The organism is Litoreibacter ponti (assembly GCF_003054285.1).
Classification (GTDB): Bacteria; Pseudomonadota; Alphaproteobacteria; order Rhodobacterales; family Rhodobacteraceae; genus Litoreibacter; species Litoreibacter ponti.
Window position 1 is genome coordinate 93,473 of record NZ_QBKS01000001.1, and the last position, 20,972, is coordinate 114,444.

The following is a 20,972-nucleotide window of genomic DNA, read 5'->3' on the forward strand; positions in this document are numbered from 1 at the left end:
TCTACGGTGCTCAGCTTCTAAAAGCAGGGGTGGCCGACGCCGGCTAGATGATGTCCCACCCGGGGAATCGACACGCAATAAAAATTCTGATCGTGATCCGATCCGTCGTTGACGATTCGGGGGCGCGCGAGTGGCCGGTGCGAGTAAGGCGCACATCACCACCTGACCACATGACGGAGATTTTGAATGAGCCCGGATGTGTGGGTTTGCAGAAACTGCCAATACAGACGTCAGCTGAAGGTTCCTTCAATGGTTTCTCCGCATTATCGACGATAGTGGACAATGGCTCGCAAAGGATCGCCCTTGACCGAGCGGGTCGGTGCCGGAGTGACGACACCGAGATTACTCCGACAATGACCGCGAAGACATTCGTTCAATTAGCTTTGGGGGCGTCAAAAACTCCGCTTGTCCCCTGTCACTCTGCCTGCTCGACCGTGCCGTCGGCCAGCATGGCGTCGACCTCTGCGGCCTCGAATGCCAGCTCGGAGAGAAGCGACCGTGTGTCTGCACCGAGGGGGCGTGGCTTTGAGTTGGCCGCGTAGGTTTCGGCTTTGAACGGCAAGCCGACAAATCCGGCGGGGCCTCTGGTTGAAAAGGCCCGATCTTTAGCGGGGTTGAGATCAAGGGCCTCGGGCAAGCTGCGCAAACGCGCGCAGGGGACACCCGCCTCGAGCAGAATGACCTCCCATTCATGTGCGGTTTTGGCAAGCAAGACAGCGGTCAGGTCGCTGACGAGCGCGCTCTTGTTCTTATCGCGCTCTTGGGGCGTCGCGAACCGCGGGTCGCTCAGCCAACCCGATCGTCCAATCGCCTCTGCCAATGAACGGAATTGCCCTTCTTCATTGACGCCGAGGCTGAGGTGTCCCTCTTTGCAGGGGAAAATCCCTGAGGACGGTGACCTGCTGTTGGCAGCATTGCCGCGTGCTTGCGGCTCCGTGCCCGTCAGGCGGTAGTCTGTGATCGTCGAGCTCATCAAGGCAAAGGCCGTTTCCAACATCGACACATCGACAAAAGCGCCCTCACCGCAGTGGTTTCGTGACATCAGCGCAGACATGACGCCTAACGCTCCGGCCAACCCTGTGGCGTAGTCAATAATCGGCGCGCCTGTGCGGATGGGGCCGGTTTCTGGCGTGCCCGTCAGCGCCATCAAGCCGCTGATCGCTTGAATATTCACGTCATAGGCCGGGGAGTCCGACATTGCGTTGTCACGCCCATAGCCTGTCATGGCGCAGTGGATCAGGCGTGGGTTGATGTCGCGGGTGTGGCGCTCTGTCAGGCTCAATCGTTCAAGTGTGGCGGGGCGATGGTTCTCAACCAGAACATCGGCAGAGCGGAGCAGTCGTTCAAAGACCTCGCGGCCTCTCGGAGTTTCCAGATCGACGGCCAAGGTTTTCTTGCCCGCGCTTTGGGTGAGGAACGCGGTGCTCATGCCCTGGGACGCGCGGACCGGATCGCTGCCGCCCCTGTGGCGCATCGCGTCGCCACGTCCGGGTCGCTCTACCTTGATCACCTCTGCACCCAACTGGCCCAGGTAATAGGCACATGCCGGACCGGCGAGCACATGGGTCCAGTCGATCACGCGTATCCCGTGCAGTGCCGCGACCATTATGCGTCCCTCAACGCAACGGATCGCGCCTGCTTATGGACGGAGCGAATGCGCACAAAGAGCGCCGCAAAGCCGATTAACAGAAACGCGAGCGCAATCGGGCGGGTGACGAAGATCATCAGGCCGTTGTCGCTCAGAAGAAGGGCCTGCCGGAACGTCTCCTCTGCGCCGCTTGCCAGCACGAAGGAGATCACGAAGGCCGCTGGATTGAAGTCGAGCTTTCGCATAGCCCACCCGGCAAAGCCCGCGGCCACCATGACATAGACATCAAACAGGTTGCCCCGAGACGTGTAGGCCGCGACGAAGGAGGTCAGAAAGATGATGGGATAGAGCACCTGCGTCGGAATTCGGGTGATGAACCTTCCCACATAGGCCGCGCCGAAATAGCCGATCACGCCATACATGACGATGCCGATCAGCCCGCACGCAAACAGCGAAAACACCAGATCGCGGCTTGTCAGAAACATCGTTGGGCCGATCTGGATGCCGTGGATCAGAAACACCCCGATCAGGATCGCGCCGATGGTCGAGCCGGGGATGCCCAGTGTCAGTAAGGGGGCCATGGAGGGACCGCTGACGGCGTTGTTAGCAGCCTCCGGCGCGGCTACGCCTTCCAGTGCGCCCTGTCCCCATTTGTCCGGGTTTTTCGCGCGGCGCTTGCCTTCGCCATACGCCACAAAGGCTGCGATGGCCGAGCCGAGGCCGGGCAGCATCCCGATAAAGGCGCCAATGAAGGACGACCGAATGACATGCGGCATACAGGGTCTGTATTCGGCCCAGGTGAGGCCATTGCGGTCTGCATCGCTCTCGCCCGTCGGCATCATCTCCGCCTTGACGCCGCGCTCTTCGATTTGCGTGAATACCTCTCCGAGGACGAAAATCCCTATCATCAATGGCACAAGCGAAATGCCGTTGGTCAAATCAAAACTGCCGAAGGTGAAGCGTTCGGTCGAGCTGATCGGATCAAGCCCGATCATCGCGACCAGAACCCCAAGCGCCGCAGAGGCGAGGCCCCGTGTCACGGATTTCCCAATCACCGACCCGATGACGATGAACGCCGCAAAATAGACCGCAAACAGTTCTGGTGGGCCAAGCTTCAAGGCAATGGACGCGATCCATGCAACGCCCACGATCAGCAAGATCTCTCCGGTAAAGTCGCCGATCACCGATGAGATGGTGGCGACCTTCATGGCCTTTCCCGCTTTGCCTTGACGTGCCAGCGGATAGCCGTCGAGTTGCGTCGCCGCGGATGCGGCCGTGCCGGGCGTGTTGAACAGGATTGCGGCGATCGAGCCGCCATACCGCCCCGATTTTCCGATCACGTACAAAAAGGCCAGCGCGGGCAACGGATCCATGTAGAAGGTCAGTGGTAGCAACATCGCGATGGCGGCGGAGGCCGTCAGACCGGGAATGGCCCCCACTATCATGCCAACAATCGCGGCCAGAAACACCCAGCCCAAGAGAGCGGGATCGCTCAAAACCGTGGCAAGACCTGCAAAGATGTCCATGGGTCAATATCCCCCAAGTACATCGAGCAGGTCGAACCACCGGCCAAAAGGAGGGAAAACACCCAAGGCAACGAAGAACACCGCGTGATAGATAGCAGGACAGAGAACAGCCGCAGCACACAGCCCGATCCGGTTGCGCACACCGAAGATGTAAAGCACCAGTGGCGCGGCCAATGCGGTACTGAACAGATAACCAACTGCGGATATCGACCAGACATAGGCCACGGACAGAAGCAAAAGTGCCAAGATGGCGGGCAAGTGCTTTCGGTCCGACGGTTGGGATGGTCTTGCCCCGTAGAGTTCGGCGATGCCCAACAGGATCAACGAGATCGAGCCAGCCAGCGGAAAGAAGCGTGCGCCCCAGCGTCCATATTGGTCCAGCCCGATGCCCATGCTGGTGACGGTGGCGCCGATCCCGATCGCGATCAGCGCCACGCCGACAGGACGCGATGCGGGAGAGGCCTGCGTCGACACGCCTACCCCTGAGACTTCAGCGCATCTATCACCGGTTGGGTCTCTCGCTGCATCTGGCGCAAACGCGCCTCAGTGTCCGCGCCGCTCAGGAAGGCGGGAACGTTTCCGCGCTCCAGCATCAAGGCTGCGAATTGCTCTGTTTCGGTGATCGCCTTCAGGGCGGCTTCCATGCCGCTTACGATCTCGGGATCGGTGCCTTTTGGCGCGAAGAAGACAATCGGCGAGGACACCGCAACATAGTCAAAGCCAAGCTCCGCCAGCGTCGGGACATCATCGCGCACCGGATCGCGTTCTGGCGCGGCGAGCGCGAGGACGCGCAATTCGTTTTCGAATCCGGCGGCTTGCTGAATGCCGACGAAGGCGAAGTCGACCTGCTCTCCGATGACTGCCGCGCGCGTAGGCCCGCCGCCCTTGAAGGGCACGTCCTGAGCTTCAAGGTTATTGCGATTGAGGAAGCTCTGCCCTGAGACCTGATGGAAACCACCGCGTCCGTTATGGGCCCAACGCAGTGACCCGGGATTGGCCTTGGCCGCGTCGACCAGATCCTGCACCGTCTTGAACGGGCTGTTGGCGGGCACGATGACGGCCGGGGTCAGATTGCCGATTTGGGCAATGATCTCGAAGCTGTCGAAGGGGTTCACATCCGTGTCGCGCAACATCGACGTCAGCAAGAACGACCCCGCCGATGTGACCATGACCGTATTACCGTCGGGCCGTGCGGCTGCCGCCTCGGTCGCGCCGGTGATGCCGGACGAGCCGGGTTTGTTCACGATCACCAACGGAACCGGCAAAATACCATCGGCGGAGGCCGCCGCCGCACGCGCCAGGGCATCCGTGCCACCACCGGCAGAGTAGGGCAAAATCGCATTGATCGGGCGGCGCGGCGCCCATTCTGCAAAGGCCGGGCCTGCGGCCAGAACGGCAGAAGCAGACACGCCCGCTTTGATAAAGTCACGTCTTTCCATGATGTCCTCCCAAAGACACCGGCACTCATATGTGTCCCGGTAAAAGTTGTTGCTCGACCCTATCAAACGGAGCACCATACAAATAACGCAATTATCGCATCTATAATTCGAAAAATTGGAACAATGAATATACGAGCTTTGCGCATCTTCGTCTTCGTCATGGAAGAAGGCACGCTTGCCCGTGCGGCCGACCGGATGCATCTGAGCCAATCCGCCGCCAGCCGTCAGCTTATGCTTCTAGAGCAGGAATTTGACGTCACGCTTTTCAGTCGCACGCAAAAGCGCCTGATCCCCACGCCGGAAGCAGAAAAGTTTTATCCGGAGGCGCTCAGCCTCTTGGCGCAGATCGACGAACTCCCCACCGTGTTCAGCCAGATGCGCAAAGATGTGCGCCCACCGCTTCGGATCGTGTCACAAACCCGGATCGCAAGCGGACTTGTGCTTCCCTCCATCGCGGAATTTGCCAGCGCGCATCCGGACCAGCCTGTCAAACTGGAAATCATGCTGCGCCGCGATCTGGGTCGACGGATCATGCACCAGAAGTTTGATGTGTGTGTCTCGGCGCTGCCCTTGCCGGTGGAGAAGCTTGAGCCGATCCCACTTGGCGCAGCAACGTTGTGCATCGCCCTTCCGCGCGCGCATCCATTGGCCGCGTATCCTGCGCTCGGACCCCGAGACCTGATCGGCGTTCCCTACATTGCCCTGGATGAAACCACGGTGCTTCGCCGCCTGATCGAACGCGAGGTAACCGGTCTTGCCAAGCCCGCCTATGAGGTGTCCGTGGGCAATGCCGCGTACCGGCTGGTTCACGACGGGCTGGGGTTCGCCTTCGCCGATCCCGTCTCGCTTGATCCCGCATTGGCGCCGGGAATTGCTCTGGTGCCATGGGAAAGACAACTGAGTATCGAATTTGCCTATTTCATTGCTGAGAGGAAAGAGACAGAACCTTCGTCCCATGCGTTCGGCCGTATCCTGCAAAGCCAATTCGAAGCGAAATCCAGGCAGACCAACCTAGGAAGCAATGGCAGAGGGAGCGTGTGAACCTGAGGCGCCGCTGCTCTCCACACCGGATAGTGGGCGTCTTTGCGCGAATGACGGCTTGGCGAGTTGGAAGTGAAACTATCTGACCGCTCATTGATCGGCAGAAAAGAACTGATCCAAGCCATAAAGAGAGAGTGTCGAGGCTGCGCTCGCTGCTAGCGCGGACGCTTGTCAGTACCTCCGCCGTCGCTCAACAACTTCGCCAACTATCGATAACCGCGTTACCGATATCGGCGATGTCTCTCGCAGCCGTTGTCTTGCCCTCGACCCGTATCATCGCCAATGCGCCCCATAGCAGGCCCAGCAAATATGTTGCACGTCGCTCGATCAACGCATCGTCCGCGTCCATCTGGCCCGATGAGCGGGCGTTTTCGAGAGCGGACACAAGCGAAGATCTAAGCAGCTTTCGATAGCCTTCAATGCGCGCTTTTACGTTTTCCGAGGCGCGGCGAACATCGAGCACGGTGTTCACCATCAGGCACCCGGCATGGGCCGGTGCATCGGGATCGGCGGGGGAGCTCATAGCCGTGAACAGCTTCTGGATCGCGTCGAGATCGCCTTGTGCCACCATGCCTTCATAGACTTCCAGAGCACCAAGGTGATAGCGGTCCAATGCCGCGAGGAACAACCCCTCCTTATCGCCGAACGCATTGTAGAGGCTGATCCGCTTGATCCCCGTCGCGTTTTCGAGGGCATTGATGGGTGTGTCGTCAAAGCCCGTGCGCCAGAACGCCACCATCGCCGCATCCACAACCGTATCTTCGTCAAAACTTCTTGGACGGGCCATATCACACCTATTTTATAATTCTCAGTATATAACTCTGGACAACGGCCATGGCAAACGTTATTTATTATAGAACATAAGTTATAAAACGATCCTGACAACACGGAGCATTCCGATGAGGTCCATTCTCTGTCACGTCGCCCTCTCGGCGGCGATCACATTAGGTTTGCCTGCGATAACCAATGCGCAAGATGCGATGCGCAGGCTTGATGCGACGATCGTGGAGGGCGTTTCCTTGCGCCGGACGGTCAGAATGTCCTTTAATGACGCGCCTGCCGAGCTTCTGCCGCAGCTTCTCACTCGCGTGGATCTCTACGATCCAAACATCGTCGAGGTGCGCTTTGATCACTCGCAAAGCGAGACCCCGGGGCAATTTGGCGTCGGCTCCAGACGCATTTGTGTCTTCGGCGATGGTCGCGAGTTGGTTGAGCCCATCGTCGTCTACGATCCACCACATTCCCTTGGTTACACCGTTGATGCCGAGGCCTCGACCATGTCTTTGCCTGTCAGCGACATCATCCTGATCTACGACTTCCAAGCAGCCGAAAGCGGCGGAACCGACCTGACCGTCAAGGCCTACTTCGATCCTCGGATCGCTGGCACGGGCCCGGTGATCGAACCGGTTCTGACTGGAACCTTGCGCCGTACCTTTCAGACCGCCGTGGACGTCTTCGGCGGCACATATCGCGGTGACGAGAAGCCTTGAGGCGCACGCCTCTCATTCCACCAAACCCAAGGAGCCCCACTCATGATCTTTACAAAAACCCGTCGCACCCTTGCCATGGCAGTATTGGCACTGACACCCGCCTTGGCCTTCGCAGAAAGCGCGACCGTCGTCGAAATTGTCACCTTCAAGGCGCAGGCTGGCGCTGACGCCTCGGCCGTGACGGCCGCTCTCGATCCGATCGCGGCGCAGATGAGCAAGTATGACACTCTCGTCGCGCGCTCCGTCGCGGAAGGGCCCGCCGGCACATGGACGATGGTCAATTACTGGACAGATCGTGATGCGATGAACCGCATCAATGAAGAGGCTCTGACATGGCCTGAATTCGCAGCGTTACCGGGTGTTGCAAACCTTGAGACACTTCAGATGCAACAACTCGACATCGCGTCCTCCGTTGGTCTGGAGACCGAGTGATGCAGATCGCCCGGTCACTGACCGTGTCGGCACCGGTGGACCACGTCTGGTCCATCCTTGCCACGGACTATGCCAAGGTCGGTGAATGGGCGAGGGCGGTTCAATCGTCCGAACCCAACACCGCTGTCGTGCCTCTTGCCGGGGCCCCGGTTGGAGGGCGCGTCTGTACGGCCTCAATCGGCGATGTGACGGAAACGATACGCACTTTCGACCCGGAAGCCCATGTCCTTGCCTACGATGCCAAGGCGGCAGCCATGCCCTTCTTCGTTCGCAACCTAAGCGGGCGCTGGAAGCTGCACGGGGCCGGGGGCGCGACCGAGGTCGATCTGTCCTTTGTCGCGGACCTGATGCCACCCTTCGGCGTGCTCATGGGGTGGGCCATCCGGCGCCAGTTCAGCAGCGCGATCGACGAAACCCTCGAGGACCTGAAACTCTTTGCCGAGACCGGCAAAATACACCCAGACAAGGCCGCGGCACTGGCCGCCTGACACTTAGGAAAAGACAATGACACTAGAACTTTGGTCCGTTTTCGTTACCGGTGGTATGCTTTGGCTATCCATCGTCATACAGCAACTCCATCTCGACAAGATCGGCGGCACGGCCTACGCGCTGTCTAATCGCGCAGATCCGCCGCCGGATTCCCCGGCACAGGGCCGATTGCTTCGTGCCGTGCGCAACCAGAGCGATGTGGCCGCCGTGTGGATCGCGCTGGTCCTCGTTCAACAGATCACCGGATCCTCGGGGGCGCTGACATATTGGGCCTCACTCGCGATGATCGTGTCGCGGATTTTCTATCTGCCTCTATATGCGTTCGGCATCACGCCGTTCCGAAGCCTTAGCTGGGCCCTGTTCCTGTTCGCGGCCCCCGTGTTCGCCGTCGGTGTCGTGTTGGGACTGGGCACGATCGGCGTTGTCGCTGGCCAATGAGCTTGCTGGGAAGACTGATGAAATCGGAAGGGCGGTCCAACGCGGATCGCGCTTTCGACAACCGTCGCAGGGCCGCAGATACGCTGACATTGGCGGAGCTTGAGCCTGGCCATTCAGTGCTGGAACTGGAGCCAGGGAAGGGATGGTTCACAGGCCTCCTTCTTGAGCTGATTGGCAGTTCAGGGCAGTTGACCGTGCAGCAGCCTTCCGAGTTGGACGCGTTCTTTGGAAAGGATGCACGGCGGCGGGTGGAAAGATCGGGCAAGCCAAATGCGCGGTACAGCTCTTCATCCTGGGAGACGCTCGACGCCGATGAGGCCTCAATTGACCGTGTCATTTGGTTGCAGGGGCCGCATGAGCTGTGGTTCGTGCCGGGGCCAGGCATAACCTTCGGCCGCCCCAGCAACGTCTTCGCCGAAATCGCTCGTGTTCTTAAGCCTGAGGGAAAGCTCGTGCTGATAGACAACCTTGCTCCATCGGGGATTGGTCAAGCGTCCGCGGGGGCGTTGCATCGAAGCGTGCCCGAGGAGCTCAGAGCACTCATTGAAGAGACGGGCTTACGCCTGAGCCATGAAGACCGAAACTGGATCAGTGAAACCGACGACCCGCTCGACGTCCCGACCTACGATCCAAAAGTGCATTTGAAGACCAAGCAATTCGCACAGGTTTTTATGAGGTAGTTTGATCAAGGCGAACAGACCTTAGGCACCAGACACGTCGTGTTTAGCCGTTGCCATCAAATCTCCAAGTCTCTTCGTGACCTTTAAGAAGACCCGAAAATCAAAACGGTTTCGTGTAACTCTGTCGGCTTCGCTGCCACTCGTCGCGACAGACGGGTGACCCGCAGAATGTCGTAAGATTGGGGAAAGGAATGTGCGGGCGAAAAGTGCTTTCGATAACTTTTCCATGGCCGTTCGGTGGTCTGGCACCGCTAGGTGCGGGCAGGCGACGATCACAGATATTATCGTCTTGGTTATGATTTTGGTTGATTTCATGAGAGTATTCTTCGCTCTTCGAGGATTCAGGTTTGCGCGCGATTTTCCTCTGCGAAATGCAAATCGCGTCGCGCCGACGATGCAACGGAACTGAAATCAAGGAAGGCCGAGCCACTTCCGTAGAGCGGAGTAAAGACCTCGGGGCTATTTGCTGTGATCTGTCCGCTGACGGCGGCGGCGCTCGGCGTCGTCCCATGCTGTTAGAGCTTGATAGTCCGGGACAAACCCCAAACCCTTCTGCGCGTCTGACGAAACGACCTCCTGCGAGGTCACAACGTCGATCACGGCGGGGGCGTTTTCCAGCGCGCGGCGTAGCGCATCTGGCAGGTCTTCGGGGTTTTCAACCCGCTCCCCATGGGCACCGAGCGCCCGGGCCATACCGGCGTAGTCCGAGTGGCGCAGCGTCGTCCCGACCACGCGGCCGCCATAGTTAAACTCCTGATCGAAGCGCTCGATATTCCAGGCGGCGTTGTTGGAGACAATGAACACGGCTTTTGCGCCGTGGCGTACCGCCGTGTCGATCTCCATCGCGTTGATCCCGAATGCCCCGTCGCCATTGACCGAGATCACCTGACGATCGGGATGCGCGAGCGCTGCAGCGATGGCGAATGGCACACCTACGCCGAGACACCCGAACGCGCCGGCATCGAGATACGTCCGTGCCTGCAGGCCGACGCGGGCGAAGCTGAGAAGATCGCCGCCATCCGCCACGGCGATGTAATCCGGGTCCGCGATCTCCTCGATCGCTGAGAAGATCGCCAACGGGTGGATCTTGCCATCGTTGCCCAGCTTGGGTGGTGGATTGCTTTTGCCCTTAGCAATCCGCTCCTTGTGCTTGCCGCGAAGTCCCAACAGCCAATCCGCGTCGCGCGTACCGGCGTCGGTGCCAAGTGCCTCTGTGAGGGCGGTCAAAGCCGTCGCAACGGGTGCAAGGATTTCGGGCGCTCCGCGCCTGTTGTCGATTAACTCACCCGCTGTATCCGAGATGCGAAGGAAGATCGCATCGGGGAACACGGCGGGCGACCCGAAGCCAAGCTGGTAATCCAGCTTGCGGCCAAGTGTTATGACCAAATCGGCTTGCCCCATGGCGGCGGCGCGCACGGCACCTACGATCGATGGGTGGTTCGCAGGAACAAGGCCCCGACTTTCCTGCGTGTCGAGATAGAGCGCATCGGTCGCATCAAGGAAGCCCACAAGAGCGTCGCCCGCACCACGCGCGCCGCGGCCACTGATGACGAGCGGCCGCTTGGCGGCGCGGATTGCCCGAACAGCCTCGTCCAGTGCGTCGGGGTCAGGATTTGGCCTGCGCGGGGGTTTCGGCGCAAGCCAGTCCTGTGGGAGCAGATTGGCAGCGATCCGGGTGCGCAGCACATCGGTCGGCACCTCGATATAGCTTGGCCCGGGTTCGCCCATGTCGCCCTGCGCGCGGGCGATGGCCTCGTCCATTTCGCGCAAAACCTGTTCGGCGACGCGGGCCGTGCGGGCATAGCGCGTCACCGGGCGCATGATGTCCACATGGGGGATATCCTGCAGCGGCCCCATATTCGCCTGTGGCCGCGAGGTGCAGCCACCGATCAGCAGGACCGGTGCCCGCGCGAGGGAGGCATTGGCCATCCCCGTCACGCAATTCGTCACACCGGGGCCCGCGGTCGCCATCGCGACGCCCAGACCACCCGTCAGCTCCGCGTGGGCATGAGCCATGTGGATGGCCGCGCCTTCGTCGCGCACGTCAATGATGCGGATGCCGCGACGCGCAAGGTGGTCCCAGATGGGTTGGATGTGCCCACCCTGAAGCCCGAATACGCGATCGATGCCGCGTTTTTCCAGGGCCTCCGCCATCCATGCCGCAACGCTGTCTTCGTCCTGATTCAGGTCCTGTCGCTCTGTCACGTGGGTGTCTCCGTCGTGTTGGTGACCTGATCCTTCAGCATTTCGCGCAAGACGCGGTGCAGGATCTTGCCGGTGGTGTTGCGGGGCATCTCGTCTTGGTCGAGGAACACGATTTGGCGCGGGCGTTTGTGGCCCGCCAGTCGGTCGCGGGCCCATGACAGAAGGTTGTCGGCGCTGACATCAGCGCCCGGTCGAAGGACGACGGCGGCGGCGACACGTTCTCCCCAACGGGCGTCTTCGATGCCGACGACCGCGACATCGCGCACGGCATCATGCTGGGACAGGACGCTTTCAACCTCGGCCGGGTAGACGTTTTCGCCGCCAGTGATGATCAAGTTCTTCTTGCGGTCGATAAGCTTGATGAACCCATGCTCATCGCGCAGCGCCATGTCGCCCACGGTCAGGTAGTCGCCGCGAAAGGCCTCGGCGGTTTTTTCGGGCAAGTTCCAGTAGCCCTCGAACGCGTAGGGCGAGCAGGAAAACAGCTCACCGACCGCGCCATCTGGCACCTCGTTCCCATCATCGTCGAGGATGCGGACCGGGGCAGAGCCCGTGACTTCGCGGCCGACCGTGCCCAAGTGGTCGAACAGCTCGTCGGGGTGAAGAAGAGTGACCCAGCCCGCTTCGGTCGAGCCATAGAGTTCGAAGAGCTGGGAGCGGGGGAACATCTCCATGATGGCGCGCTTGGTCTCGATCCGGGCCGGGGCGGAGGAGACCATCAGCTTCTCGACCCGCTTGAAACCGCTGGCATGGCGGTTCGGCGCGTCGAGCATCATCATGTAATGCGTGGGCACCATGGACGAGAAGGTGACCCCGATCTCACCGATGGTTTTCAGGCACAGCTCGGGGTCGAAACTTTGGCGCGAGAAGATCGTCACCGCCGCGCCGATGGCCAGAAAAGAAGTGAAGAAGTTGAGCGAGTTGGCATGGCACATCGGCATGACCAGAAGCGCGTCATCGCGGCGGGCGAGCCCAAGCTCGACCTGCGTCATCAACGCCAGCATCGCCATCCCGCGATGGCTGCGGATCGCGCCTTTAGGGTTGCCGGTGGTGCCCGAGGTGTACATCAGGCACCACGGATCTTCGGGGGTGATAGGGACGTCAGGCTCTATCTTCGCGCCTGCGATCAGCACCTCTTCGTAGCTCCGCCAACCCGGCGCAGGGCTGTCGTGCATCAGGATGAACCGCTCCGGCGGCAATCCCAGATCGGGGCGGATTGTGTTTACTGTCCCGACCAGATCAGACCCGGCGATCACCGCGGAAACCGCGCAATCGCGGCAGATGAACAGGGCCTCGGGCGGGGTCAGGCGGAAATTGATCGGAACGGCGACGATGCCGGCCTTGGCCACCGCGCAATAGATCTCGGCCCATTCCAAGCGGTTGAAGGCAAAGATAGCGATCCTCTCACCCTTGCCGATGCCCAAGCCGATCAGAGCATTCGCCAACTGATTAGCACGGGTGTTCCACGCGCTGAAGGTCAGCTCCCGCTCAAGATCGCGGGCCCCGACGCGACTGGGCTGCAACCGCGCCTGCGCAGCGAGCATTTGTCCGGCGTGGGGCAAGGAAGACACGGGGCTACGGACCTTTCCGGCAGGCTAATGTCGTGGTTTCAGGTGCCACTGCGAACGATCTCCGGCGACGGTTCACCACCACGTCTGGGCACCAGAACCTTGCGGGTCTTCTCGAATGCCAAACCAATATGGCGCTTCATGGCGGCTTCGGCGGCGGGGCCATCGCGTGCAAGCAAGGCCTCCATGATGTCTTTATGGTCGTCCCACGATTGCCGGGCGGAGTCAGGGTCGCGCAAAATCTCGGTCATCGAGCGCAGCATGTGCGGCCAGTTCGCGCGCATGGAGTCCTCGATGACGTGGTTGCCGCTCCAGCGGTAGATCGTCTGGTGAAAGCGTACATCGGCCTTCAGGAGCCGCTTGATATCGCGCGCCTCGATGGCGGCGCTGCCTTCGCGCAGGATGTCGCGCGCCTCGGATGCCGCATCATCGCCGATCCGTTCGGCGGCGCGTTTCGCGGCGAAGGGTTCGACGACACCGCGAAACTCGTAGATGGAACGGTACTGCTCCATATCGACTTCGCTGACCACGCCCCCCCGACGACCGTTGTCGCGGACGAAACCATTGGCCTTCAGAATGGAGATCGCACTGTTCACCGGCTGGCGGGAGACATTGAGCCGGGTCGCGATCTCGTCCTGGTTCAGGCGTTCGCCCGGCGGAATTTCGCCGGAGCAGATGGCATCAAGCAGAATATCGTAGACCTGTTCTACCAATGATTTCTGGGGCTTGATCGATTCCATGTGCTCTCCTTCTTCGCCCGCAGATCGGGCGGTTGCGCGAGATGAATAGACATAATTCGGTATTTCGTATACGAAATTCTATTAGTCTGAGTCGATTTGCCTCCTGTTTTCAGGTGAACCGGCCAACACATGGGAGGAACTGACATGTGCCATGTCTTTGCCGGACAGGATCCGGAACGATATGCCAGCCGCACGCGCCGTTTGCGCTTGAACGGCCAGAGTACCAGTATCCGTCTTGAAAATGCCTATTGGGACACGCTCGACCAAATCGCCGCGCGCGATGGGGTGAGTACACCGATGTTCATTTCGACACTTCATTCAGAGGTCCTCGAGCTGCGGGGCGAGCCGGAGAATTTCACATCTCTGTTGCGTTGTGCGTGCCTGAAATTCATCGAAATCTCCCGGCCTGAGCCCGCTGCAGCTTTCGCGGCGGAATAAGCGCAAGACTGCCTGAAAAGAATCCAGGCAGGTAGTAAAGGCATACTACCAAGCCATACCGGGTCACCCCTTACGCTGATTTCACAAACTGGAATCGCGTAGGGGAGCGGGCATTTTGGCCAAGACAATTCATTCGATGATCCGTGTTCTTGATGAGGCACGATCGGTCGAGTTCTACAATAAAGCCTTTGGGCTAACGGTCGCGGACCGTCTGGATTTTCCGGAGTTCACGCTCGTTTACCTGAGCAACGCCGAGCAAGAGTTCGAGCTAGAGCTGACGGTGAACAAGGACCGGACCGAGCCCTATGACCTTGGTGACGGCTACGGCCATCTGGCCGTCTCGGTAGGCGACCTGGAGGTCGAGCATGCCCGCTTTGAGGCCGAAGGCCTCGCACCCCGCAAACTGGTGGAGTTCGCGCCCGACGGCGAGCTCGTCGCGCGGTTCTTTTTCGTCGCAGACCCGGACGGCTACCAGATCGAGGTTCTGGAACGCGGGGGACGGTTCAAATGATAAAGGGAGGATCAGACATGACCGAAGGAATGGGCCCGAAAGGGCTGACACGACGGCAGCTCTTGTCGCAGGCAACGGCGGCCGGCGCCTCGTTCGTGATCGGCAGCGGCTTCATGGCGGCAAAGGACGCGGCATGGGCGATGGAGACGACAGCGCTCAAGCCGGACACGTTTGCGACCCTCGTCCAGATGGCCCGCGATATCTATCCGCATGACAAGGTGGCGGACGAATTCTACGTCATTGCGGTCAAGGGCTATGACACGGCCGAGGCCGCCGAAGGCATCGAGGCCGGGATCGCGGCCCTGGATGCCGCCGCGCAAGGCAAGGGCCACGACAGCTATCTTGGCACCGGGTGGGAGCGCGACCGTGTCGATATCCTGCGCGGTATCGAAGACAGCGCGTTCTTCCAGCAGATCCGCGGCGGCCTGGTGACCGGGCTTTATAACCAGAAAGCTGTCTGGCCGATCTTTGGCTACGAAGGCGAGAGCTTCAGCCAGGGCGGCTATCTCGAGCGCGGTTTCAACGACATCAATTGGCTTTGAGCCATAAGGGAGGACAGACTTATGGCAGCTCCATTTGATCTGAACGACGACAATGTGGTCGTCATTATTGGCACCGGCGCAGGCGGCGGTGTCTTGGCGAATGAATTGGCACAAAAAGGCGTCAGCGTCGTCGCGCTGGAAGCCGGCGGTCGTCACTTGCCGGAAGATTTCATCAACGACGAGTGGGACAGCTTCGGGCAGTTGGCCTGGCTCGACCCGCGCACGACCAGCGGGGATTGGCGCGTGGCCAAGGACTTCTCCGGGCTTCCTGCGTGGATCGTGAAATCGGTCGGCGGCACGACCCAGCACTGGGCGGGCGCCAGCCTGCGGTTCCAAGAGCATGAATGGAAGGCCGCGTCGACCTATGGCAACGTCCAGGGTGCCTCTCTGCTCGACTGGCCAATCGAGGCGGCCGAGATGGACCCGTGGTACACCAAGGCGGAAGACAAGCTGGGCGTGACCCGCACCGGCGACCGTCCGGGCCTGCCGGGCAACAACAACTACAAGGTGTTCGAGGCAGGTGCGAAGGCGCTCGGCTACAAGGACGTCCATACCGGGCGCATGGCCATCAACGCCGACGACAAGCGCGACCGGTTGATGTGCCAGCAGACGGGCTTCTGCTTCCAAGGCTGCAAATGGGGCGCGAAATGGTCGGCTGGCTACGTCGACATCCCCGAAGGCGAAGCGACCGGCAATCTGGAGGTGCGTCCGCAGTCCCACGTGGCCCGCATCCTGCACAACGACGCGGGCAAGGTCACGGGTGTCGAATATTTCGACGCAGAGGGCAACCTGCAGATGCAAAAGGCCCGGGTAGTCTGCGTTGCGGGCAATTCGTTCGAGAGCCCGCGCCTGCTGCTCAACTCCGCCTCGTCGATGTTTCCCGACGGGCTTGCCAACAGCTCGGGCCAGGTTGGCCGCAACTACATGCGGCACATGACCGGATCGGTCTACGCGGTCTTCGACAAGCCGGTGCGCTTCTGGCGCGGCACGACCATGGCGGGCATCATTCAGGACGAGGCGCGACACGATCCGTCGCGCGGCTTCGTCGGCGGCTACGAGTTGGAAACGCTGGCCCTTGGCCTGCCCTTCATGGCCGCCTTCCTCGATCCGGGCGGATGGGGCCGAGAGTTCACCTCCGCGCTCGACGAATACGAGAACATGGCGGGCATGTGGATCGTGGGCGAGGACATGCCGCAGGAAACCAATCGCGTGACGCTGAACCACGACGTCAAGGACCAGTACGGTCTGCCGGTGGCCAATGTGCATTTCGACGACCACCCCAACGACATCGCGATGCGCAACCATGCCTACCGGCAGGGCATGGCGGTCTATGACGCGGTCGGGGCCACGCGGACCTTCCCGACCCCGCCTTACCCGTCGACGCATAATCTTGGCACCAACCGGATGTCGGCCAATCCGCGCGATGGGGTCGTGAACAAGTGGGGCCAAACCCACGACATCGACAACCTCTACATCTCGGATGGCTCGCAATTCACCACCGGGGCGGCGGAGAACCCGACGCTTACCATTGTGGCGCTGGCCATACGTCAGGCCGATCATCTGGCGGGCGAGTTGTCCAAAGGAAATATTTGAACCAAAGCGGCGCGCCCATCCCGGCGCGCCGCTTTCATTTTTGGGAGGAAAGACAATGAAAAATCTTGCAACCTATGTCAGTGCCGTCGCGCTGATCTCGGGGGCGGCCCTGGCGCAATCCGCCGATGTGCCCGACAACCTCGAAAAGCTCTCGAACTTCCAGACGACGGGGGTGACCGACTTCACCTTTATCGAGCAGGGTGGAGATTACGCCGAAGGGATCAAGAAGATCCTGGCCGAGGACATCACCGTGCCCGACGGCTTCAAGATCGAGCTTTACGCCATCGTGCCCGATGCGCGCTCCATGGCGGTCGGCCCGCAAGGTATCGTGACCTTCGTGGGAACGCGCAAGGACAAGGTCTGGTCCGTCACGGATCGCAACAAGGACCGGGTGGCCGACGAGGTGAAGGATTTCGCGCCGTCGCTGACCTTCTCGATCCCGAACGGGCCATGCTTCTCGAAGGACGGGTTCCTCTATATCGCCGAGCAGAACCGCGTTCTGCTCTTCCCGGCTGCGGAGTTCTTCTATGAAAGCCCCGACGTGGCGGCGTTCAATCTCGTGGCGCAGGGCGACCTGATCCCGCCGGAAGAAGAAAGCTTCAACCACTCCGCCCGTGTCTGCCGGGTCGGTCCGGATGACAAACTCTACATCTCGCTGGGCCAGCCGTTCAATGTCGCGCCGCCCGAGAAGCTGGACCTGTACAACGAATGGGGCATTGGCGGCATCATTCGGATCAACCGCGATGGCTCGGACCGCGAGGTCTACACATACGGCGTTCGTAATTCGGTCGGGCATGACTTCCATCCCGTGACCGGTGAATTGTGGTGGACCGACAATCAGGTTGACGGCATGGGCGACGATATCCCGCCCGGTGAGCTGAACCGGCAGACGGCCATGGGCCAGCATTTCGGCGCACCTTGGTACGGCGGCGGCGACATCCGGGTCAGCGATCACGGCTACGACAAGATGGAGGTGCCGGTCGACGTGGTGATGCCCGTGGTCGAAACCGTGGCCCACGCGGCAGACCTTGGCATGACGTTCTATTCGGGCAACATGTTCCCGGCCAAATACAAGAACGCCATCTTCTCGGCCCAGCATGGCTCGTGGAACCGCACGGAGCCGGTCGGAGCCCGCGTCATGGTCACCTTCATCGACGAGGAGGGCAACGCGACGATGGAGCCCTTCGCCGAAGGCTGGCTGGACGAGAACGGCGAATATCTTGGCCGTCCGATGGATGTCGCGCAGTTGCGGGACGGCTCCATCCTGGTCTCCGACGATCTGGCCGGTGCGATCTACCGCATCAGCTACGGCGAATGAGACTGGCACTGACACTGGCGCTCGGCGGGGTCTTCCTCGCCGGCGCTGTTTTGTCCGAGGCGGACCGTGCCGCGGGCCGCAAGGTCGCGGGCATGTGCCGGACCTGTCACGGGCTGGACGGTTTTGCGCTCATCCCCATCGCGCCGCATATCGGAGGAGAGCCCGCCGCGTATCTCGCAGCCCAGCTCAAAGCCTTTCGCGATGGCAGCCGCGAACACGAGATGATGACCGTTGTGGCGCGTGGATTGAGCGACGCACAGATCGCCGATGTGGCCGCCTGGTATGCGGGCCACACCGTAACCGTCAGCCACCCCGAACCCGCAGAAAATGCGCCGGAGCTTTGCACGGCCTGCCATGGCAGCGACGGTATCTCTTTGGTCGAGGATGCCCCCAATCTGGCGGCTGAGACGAATATCTACATCGAGACCCAGCTCAAGGCGTTTCGAAACGGCCAGCGCGCCAGCGACATCATGGCCCCGATCGCCAGTGAGATCAGCGATGAAGACCTGCGCGACATCGCAAACTGGTACGCCGCGGCAGAAATTGAGATCAAGCAGGTCGATGCGGACTAAGAAATCCGGACAACCCGTGGTCGAATTTCGGAATGGCGTACAAGCGGCACTATTGATTTTGCATTCATCAAATGTCGGAATAAGCGCATGAAGATAAAGGTGTCCGCCGTGAATTGCGCTCTGGCCTAGGCAACCCGACGCTTAGGTAAAGTACGTTGCAATTCCATCAGGTGCGATCGAGGTGACCAACCGCCTAAGTTCTTAGCGTGTTTCTGCGTCGAACTTTGACAGGCGGGACCACACCATTACCGTTGCAAGGATGCTATTTTGAAACCTGTTTGGGGTTATGTGACGATCTTGTCCTTCGAAAAGCTTCTCGGCTGAAGATCCCTAAGACTGTCGTTCTTTCTACGAGTCCATCCGCCAGTCAGAAAAGATCATTAAAGCGACTCGACAGACGCGTGGTAATGACTAACATCTGTCGGTGTTTAAGTTTTTTATTTGAGATCATTTTGCATTCTCCTGCACCTGCCTCTGAGCCGCTCCCGGATAGCGCTTGTTTGCCTTGTAGTAAGGTCCATCTGCACGTCGATTCCAATCGGGACGGCGTGCCGGATGATACTTACTTGACCAATAATATCTGGAGCTCTGGTCCGGCAGGCAAGGGCGCGATCCTTTGTGTGAATTGTGACAATGACGATGGAAAAAGTGGCGCGAAGGCGATCGATAACACCGACTTGAAGGACAACAAGATCAACGGCGGAACGGACTTGTCGGAGATTGCGCCGCTCGATTTGCGCAAGGAAACCAAGGCGAGCATTTCTCCGGCGAACGTCGTGCTTTCGGTATCGTCCGGAAGTCGCAGTTTCCAAGACTACATCCGGATATTTGATGGGCGTGCCGCAGGGTCGGTTGAGATCATCGGGCCCAGCACAGGTGCCGAAAAGACGTTTTCTGATGCCGATTTCGATGCAAATGGACGGATTGAGCTCGGTATGGAGGCCGTGAAGTTTCCGAATGCAGACCTTGGATCGGGCCAGAAGGCCTTTGACGGCTACATAGAGCTGACCTTGCGGGTCGAAGCCGGCGGGGCTGTGCTTCACTCCGAGACGGCCAAGCTTCGTGTCGCACCGTGGATATTGTTCACGCATTTTGACGAGACAGAAAAGGTCTATGTCGCGGCGCAACCCACCGGAGATCTGACTGAGAATACAGGCTATTTCATTCCGGCCTTGAAAAAGATTCTTGGTGGCAAGCTTGAAGTGATCCCGGCTGGCGAGTCTTTGGGGGATCGATGGACGCAAGATATTATGGAGCTTGGGTACAGTGCGGTTCCGGCGAGCCATGATCTCGTCTCAGTCATCCGTACACCGCGCAGCCGCGGCGCAGGGCCCGGCGATCACTTTGCCAAATATCCAGGCCGCGAAATGCTTGGTCCCGATTTTGGCTACTACGAGGCGAATAAGCCTATCCCGAACTCCAGCCTCGATTCATTTGGAAATCTGGAATGTTCTCCTCCGATTGGAACACATTACCCATTTGGCAGAATTGTCTACGGCACGACAGGTGGCGGGACCGGTCATGCCAACATGATGGTAGAGATGCGCGAGCTTTTGGAGGGGCAGGGGATCCAAGATCCGATCCCACTGGACACCGGGTGGCTTACCGTGGGCCACGTGGATGAATTCTTGAGCTTCATCCCCGACAAATCCGGCACCCACGGGTTCAAGGTGGCCTTCGCGTGTCCCGAGGATGCGCTTGATCTTGTGCGCAAGGCGGCTGCCGCGAAGCCGACTGCACCTCTTTTCGACGCGATCACAGGCAATGACGGCGCCGTCTTTCCGCTACCGCCGCTAGGCAGTATTGGCGGCTACCTCGACGAGTATATCGCCGCAAAGACTGCTGGACAGTTCATGGCAAATGCCGATGCGGTTGCCCTTCAGACGAAGGTGCAAAAAACCTTGAATGATCAAAAGACCATTCTCAAAAAAGAGCTGTCGCTTAAGGATTCCGACTTCATTGATCTCCCGATCTTGTTCACAGCCACCGACAAAACGGTACTTCTCGATTGTATTGCGCTGACCCCGGGATCGGTTAACATGTTGGTGGTAACCAAGGCCGGGCGTAAAGCGGACTTAATTATCCCCAAACCGTTCGGGCCTGTGCTTGGCGCGACGGGGACAAAGAGCGAGTTCGAAAAGGCCATCGACACCGCCTTTGCACCGAACCCCGACGTCAAAGTACATTACGTGGATTGCTTTTTAACCTATCACATCATGCAAGGCGAAATCCATTGTGGAACCAATTCAAACCGCAAGCCGCCCACCAAGAAGTGGTGGCAATAATGTTGGGCGTATTGCGCACATTCTTTGCATTTTCGGTCCTACTTATAACTGCATGCACGACATCCGCTGAGGATATT

At 59.9% G+C, this 20,972-nt stretch carries 21 protein-coding genes; 13 read left to right on the plus strand and 8 right to left on the minus strand.

Going from position 1 to position 20,972, the window contains the following annotated elements:
- Positions 1-415: 415 nt before the first annotated feature.
- The 4 genes from C8N43_RS00520 to C8N43_RS00535 are packed head-to-tail and all read right to left on the minus strand — an operon-like array spanning position 416 to position 4,553.
- Positions 416-1,606, minus strand: coding sequence for a CaiB/BaiF CoA transferase family protein (locus C8N43_RS00520; protein WP_107843753.1), 1,191 nt, complete (start codon positions 1,604-1,606; stop codon positions 416-418).
- Positions 1,606-3,114 (minus strand): tripartite tricarboxylate transporter permease, encoded by a 1,509-nt coding sequence (locus C8N43_RS00525; RefSeq protein ID WP_107843754.1) that lies wholly within the window; start codon positions 3,112-3,114, stop codon positions 1,606-1,608. The genes C8N43_RS00520 and C8N43_RS00525 overlap by 1 nt, the downstream gene beginning before the upstream one ends.
- A gap of 3 nt (positions 3,115-3,117) precedes the next feature.
- Complete coding sequence (locus C8N43_RS00530) at positions 3,118-3,549, minus strand: tripartite tricarboxylate transporter TctB family protein (RefSeq protein WP_245912859.1); 432 nt, start codon at positions 3,547-3,549, stop codon at positions 3,118-3,120.
- Between the two features lie 41 nt (positions 3,550-3,590).
- Positions 3,591-4,553 carry a Bug family tripartite tricarboxylate transporter substrate binding protein gene (locus C8N43_RS00535; protein WP_107843756.1) on the minus strand — a complete coding sequence of 321 codons (963 nt, stop codon included), beginning with the start codon at positions 4,551-4,553 and terminating at the stop codon, positions 3,591-3,593.
- A 138-nt stretch (positions 4,554-4,691) separates the two neighbouring features.
- Here C8N43_RS00535 and C8N43_RS00540 point away from each other — a divergent pair, with 138 nt between their 5' ends.
- Positions 4,692-5,594 carry a LysR family transcriptional regulator gene (locus tag C8N43_RS00540; RefSeq protein ID WP_245912860.1) on the plus strand — a complete coding sequence of 301 codons (903 nt, stop codon included), beginning with the start codon at positions 4,692-4,694 and terminating at the stop codon, positions 5,592-5,594.
- Between the two features lie 190 nt (positions 5,595-5,784).
- Here C8N43_RS00540 and C8N43_RS00545 read toward each other — a convergent pair whose 3' ends face one another.
- Positions 5,785-6,381, minus strand: a complete 597-nt coding sequence (locus tag C8N43_RS00545) for a TetR/AcrR family transcriptional regulator (protein WP_107843758.1) — start codon at positions 6,379-6,381, stop codon at positions 5,785-5,787.
- Positions 6,382-6,493: 112 nt separating this feature from the next.
- Here C8N43_RS00545 and C8N43_RS00550 point away from each other — a divergent pair, with 112 nt between their 5' ends.
- The 5 genes from C8N43_RS00550 to C8N43_RS00570 are packed head-to-tail and all read left to right on the plus strand — an operon-like array spanning position 6,494 to position 9,123.
- Positions 6,494-7,084, plus strand: coding sequence for an SRPBCC family protein (locus C8N43_RS00550; protein WP_146174137.1), 591 nt, complete (start codon positions 6,494-6,496; stop codon positions 7,082-7,084).
- A gap of 42 nt (positions 7,085-7,126) precedes the next feature.
- The gene (locus C8N43_RS00555; protein ID WP_107843760.1) at positions 7,127-7,516 is read left to right on the plus strand and encodes a hypothetical protein; all 390 of its coding nucleotides are present in this window, start codon (positions 7,127-7,129) and stop codon (positions 7,514-7,516) included.
- Positions 7,516-8,004 carry an SRPBCC family protein gene (locus tag C8N43_RS00560; RefSeq protein ID WP_107843761.1) on the plus strand — a complete coding sequence of 163 codons (489 nt, stop codon included), beginning with the start codon at positions 7,516-7,518 and terminating at the stop codon, positions 8,002-8,004. Before C8N43_RS00555 ends, C8N43_RS00560 begins: the two co-directional genes overlap by 1 nt.
- Before the next feature lie 16 nt (positions 8,005-8,020).
- Entirely contained in the window at positions 8,021-8,443 is a 423-nt protein-coding gene (locus C8N43_RS00565; RefSeq protein ID WP_107843762.1) for an MAPEG family protein, read from the plus strand.
- The gene (locus C8N43_RS00570) at positions 8,440-9,123 is read left to right on the plus strand and encodes a methyltransferase domain-containing protein (RefSeq protein ID WP_107843763.1); all 684 of its coding nucleotides are present in this window, start codon (positions 8,440-8,442) and stop codon (positions 9,121-9,123) included. The genes C8N43_RS00565 and C8N43_RS00570 overlap by 4 nt, the downstream gene beginning before the upstream one ends.
- 459 nt (positions 9,124-9,582) lie before the next feature.
- Here the strand turns inward: C8N43_RS00570 and C8N43_RS00575 are convergent, their stop codons facing one another.
- From C8N43_RS00575 to C8N43_RS00585, 3 genes are all read right to left on the minus strand, one after another.
- Positions 9,583-11,328: a thiamine pyrophosphate-binding protein gene (locus C8N43_RS00575; RefSeq protein WP_211308546.1), complete on the minus strand. Its 1,746-nt coding sequence runs from the start codon at positions 11,326-11,328 to the stop codon at positions 9,583-9,585.
- On the minus strand, positions 11,325-12,872 hold the full coding sequence (locus C8N43_RS00580) for a class I adenylate-forming enzyme family protein (RefSeq protein WP_211308547.1): 1,548 nt from the start codon (positions 12,870-12,872) through the stop codon (positions 11,325-11,327). Before C8N43_RS00580 ends, C8N43_RS00575 begins: the two co-directional genes overlap by 4 nt.
- A 65-nt stretch (positions 12,873-12,937) precedes the next feature.
- On the minus strand, positions 12,938-13,636 hold the full coding sequence (locus C8N43_RS00585) for a GntR family transcriptional regulator (RefSeq protein WP_107843765.1): 699 nt from the start codon (positions 13,634-13,636) through the stop codon (positions 12,938-12,940).
- 144 nt (positions 13,637-13,780) lie between these two features.
- Between C8N43_RS00585 and C8N43_RS00590 the strand changes: the two genes are divergently transcribed.
- The 7 genes from C8N43_RS00590 (at position 13,781) to C8N43_RS00620 (ending at position 20,895) form a co-directional block, all read left to right on the plus strand.
- Entirely contained in the window at positions 13,781-14,074 is a 294-nt protein-coding gene (locus C8N43_RS00590) for a ribbon-helix-helix domain-containing protein (protein WP_107843766.1), read from the plus strand.
- A gap of 115 nt (positions 14,075-14,189) precedes the next feature.
- Entirely contained in the window at positions 14,190-14,585 is a 396-nt protein-coding gene (locus tag C8N43_RS00595) for a VOC family protein (RefSeq protein WP_107843767.1), read from the plus strand.
- A gap of 17 nt (positions 14,586-14,602) precedes the next feature.
- Positions 14,603-15,127 (plus strand): Twin-arginine translocation pathway signal, encoded by a 525-nt coding sequence (locus C8N43_RS00600; protein ID WP_107843768.1) that lies wholly within the window; start codon positions 14,603-14,605, stop codon positions 15,125-15,127.
- 21 nt (positions 15,128-15,148) lie between these two features.
- Entirely contained in the window at positions 15,149-16,720 is a 1,572-nt protein-coding gene (locus tag C8N43_RS00605) for a GMC family oxidoreductase (protein ID WP_107843769.1), read from the plus strand.
- 55 nt (positions 16,721-16,775) lie between these two features.
- The gene (locus C8N43_RS00610; RefSeq protein WP_107843770.1) at positions 16,776-18,038 is read left to right on the plus strand and encodes a PQQ-dependent sugar dehydrogenase; all 1,263 of its coding nucleotides are present in this window, start codon (positions 16,776-16,778) and stop codon (positions 18,036-18,038) included.
- Positions 18,035-18,610: a c-type cytochrome gene (locus C8N43_RS00615; RefSeq protein ID WP_107843771.1), complete on the plus strand. Its 576-nt coding sequence runs from the start codon at positions 18,035-18,037 to the stop codon at positions 18,608-18,610. The genes C8N43_RS00610 and C8N43_RS00615 overlap by 4 nt, the downstream gene beginning before the upstream one ends.
- Positions 18,611-19,017: 407 nt before the next feature.
- Entirely contained in the window at positions 19,018-20,895 is a 1,878-nt protein-coding gene (locus C8N43_RS00620; protein WP_107843772.1) for a protein-arginine deiminase family protein, read from the plus strand.
- Positions 20,896-20,972 lie beyond the last annotated feature (77 nt).

Bases quoted from the DNA above. Each gene is read 5' to 3' on its own strand.
- C8N43_RS00520 (WP_107843753.1), bottom strand. From the start codon at position 1,606: ATGGTCGCGGCACTGCACGGGATACGCGTGATCGACTGGACCCATGTG.
- C8N43_RS00525 (WP_107843754.1), bottom strand. From the start codon at position 3,114: ATGGACATCTTTGCAGGTCTTGCCACGGTTTTGAGCGATCCCGCTCTC.
- C8N43_RS00535 (WP_107843756.1), bottom strand. From the start codon at position 4,553: ATGGAAAGACGTGACTTTATCAAAGCGGGCGTGTCTGCTTCTGCCGTT.
- C8N43_RS00545 (WP_107843758.1), bottom strand. From the start codon at position 6,381: ATGGCCCGTCCAAGAAGTTTTGACGAAGATACGGTTGTGGATGCGGCG.
- C8N43_RS00550 (WP_146174137.1), top strand. From the start codon at position 6,494: ATGAGGTCCATTCTCTGTCACGTCGCCCTCTCGGCGGCGATCACATTA.
- C8N43_RS00555 (WP_107843760.1), top strand. From the start codon at position 7,127: ATGATCTTTACAAAAACCCGTCGCACCCTTGCCATGGCAGTATTGGCA.
- C8N43_RS00560 (WP_107843761.1), top strand. From the start codon at position 7,516: ATGCAGATCGCCCGGTCACTGACCGTGTCGGCACCGGTGGACCACGTC.
- C8N43_RS00565 (WP_107843762.1), top strand. From the start codon at position 8,021: ATGACACTAGAACTTTGGTCCGTTTTCGTTACCGGTGGTATGCTTTGG.
- C8N43_RS00570 (WP_107843763.1), top strand. From the start codon at position 8,440: ATGAGCTTGCTGGGAAGACTGATGAAATCGGAAGGGCGGTCCAACGCG.
- C8N43_RS00580 (WP_211308547.1), bottom strand. From the start codon at position 12,872: ATGCTCGCTGCGCAGGCGCGGTTGCAGCCCAGTCGCGTCGGGGCCCGC.
- C8N43_RS00585 (WP_107843765.1), bottom strand. From the start codon at position 13,636: ATGGAATCGATCAAGCCCCAGAAATCATTGGTAGAACAGGTCTACGAT.
- C8N43_RS00590 (WP_107843766.1), top strand. From the start codon at position 13,781: ATGTGCCATGTCTTTGCCGGACAGGATCCGGAACGATATGCCAGCCGC.
- C8N43_RS00600 (WP_107843768.1), top strand. From the start codon at position 14,603: ATGACCGAAGGAATGGGCCCGAAAGGGCTGACACGACGGCAGCTCTTG.
- C8N43_RS00605 (WP_107843769.1), top strand. From the start codon at position 15,149: ATGGCAGCTCCATTTGATCTGAACGACGACAATGTGGTCGTCATTATT.
- C8N43_RS00610 (WP_107843770.1), top strand. From the start codon at position 16,776: ATGAAAAATCTTGCAACCTATGTCAGTGCCGTCGCGCTGATCTCGGGG.
- C8N43_RS00615 (WP_107843771.1), top strand. From the start codon at position 18,035: ATGAGACTGGCACTGACACTGGCGCTCGGCGGGGTCTTCCTCGCCGGC.
- C8N43_RS00620 (WP_107843772.1), top strand. From the start codon at position 19,018: ATGACTAACATCTGTCGGTGTTTAAGTTTTTTATTTGAGATCATTTTG.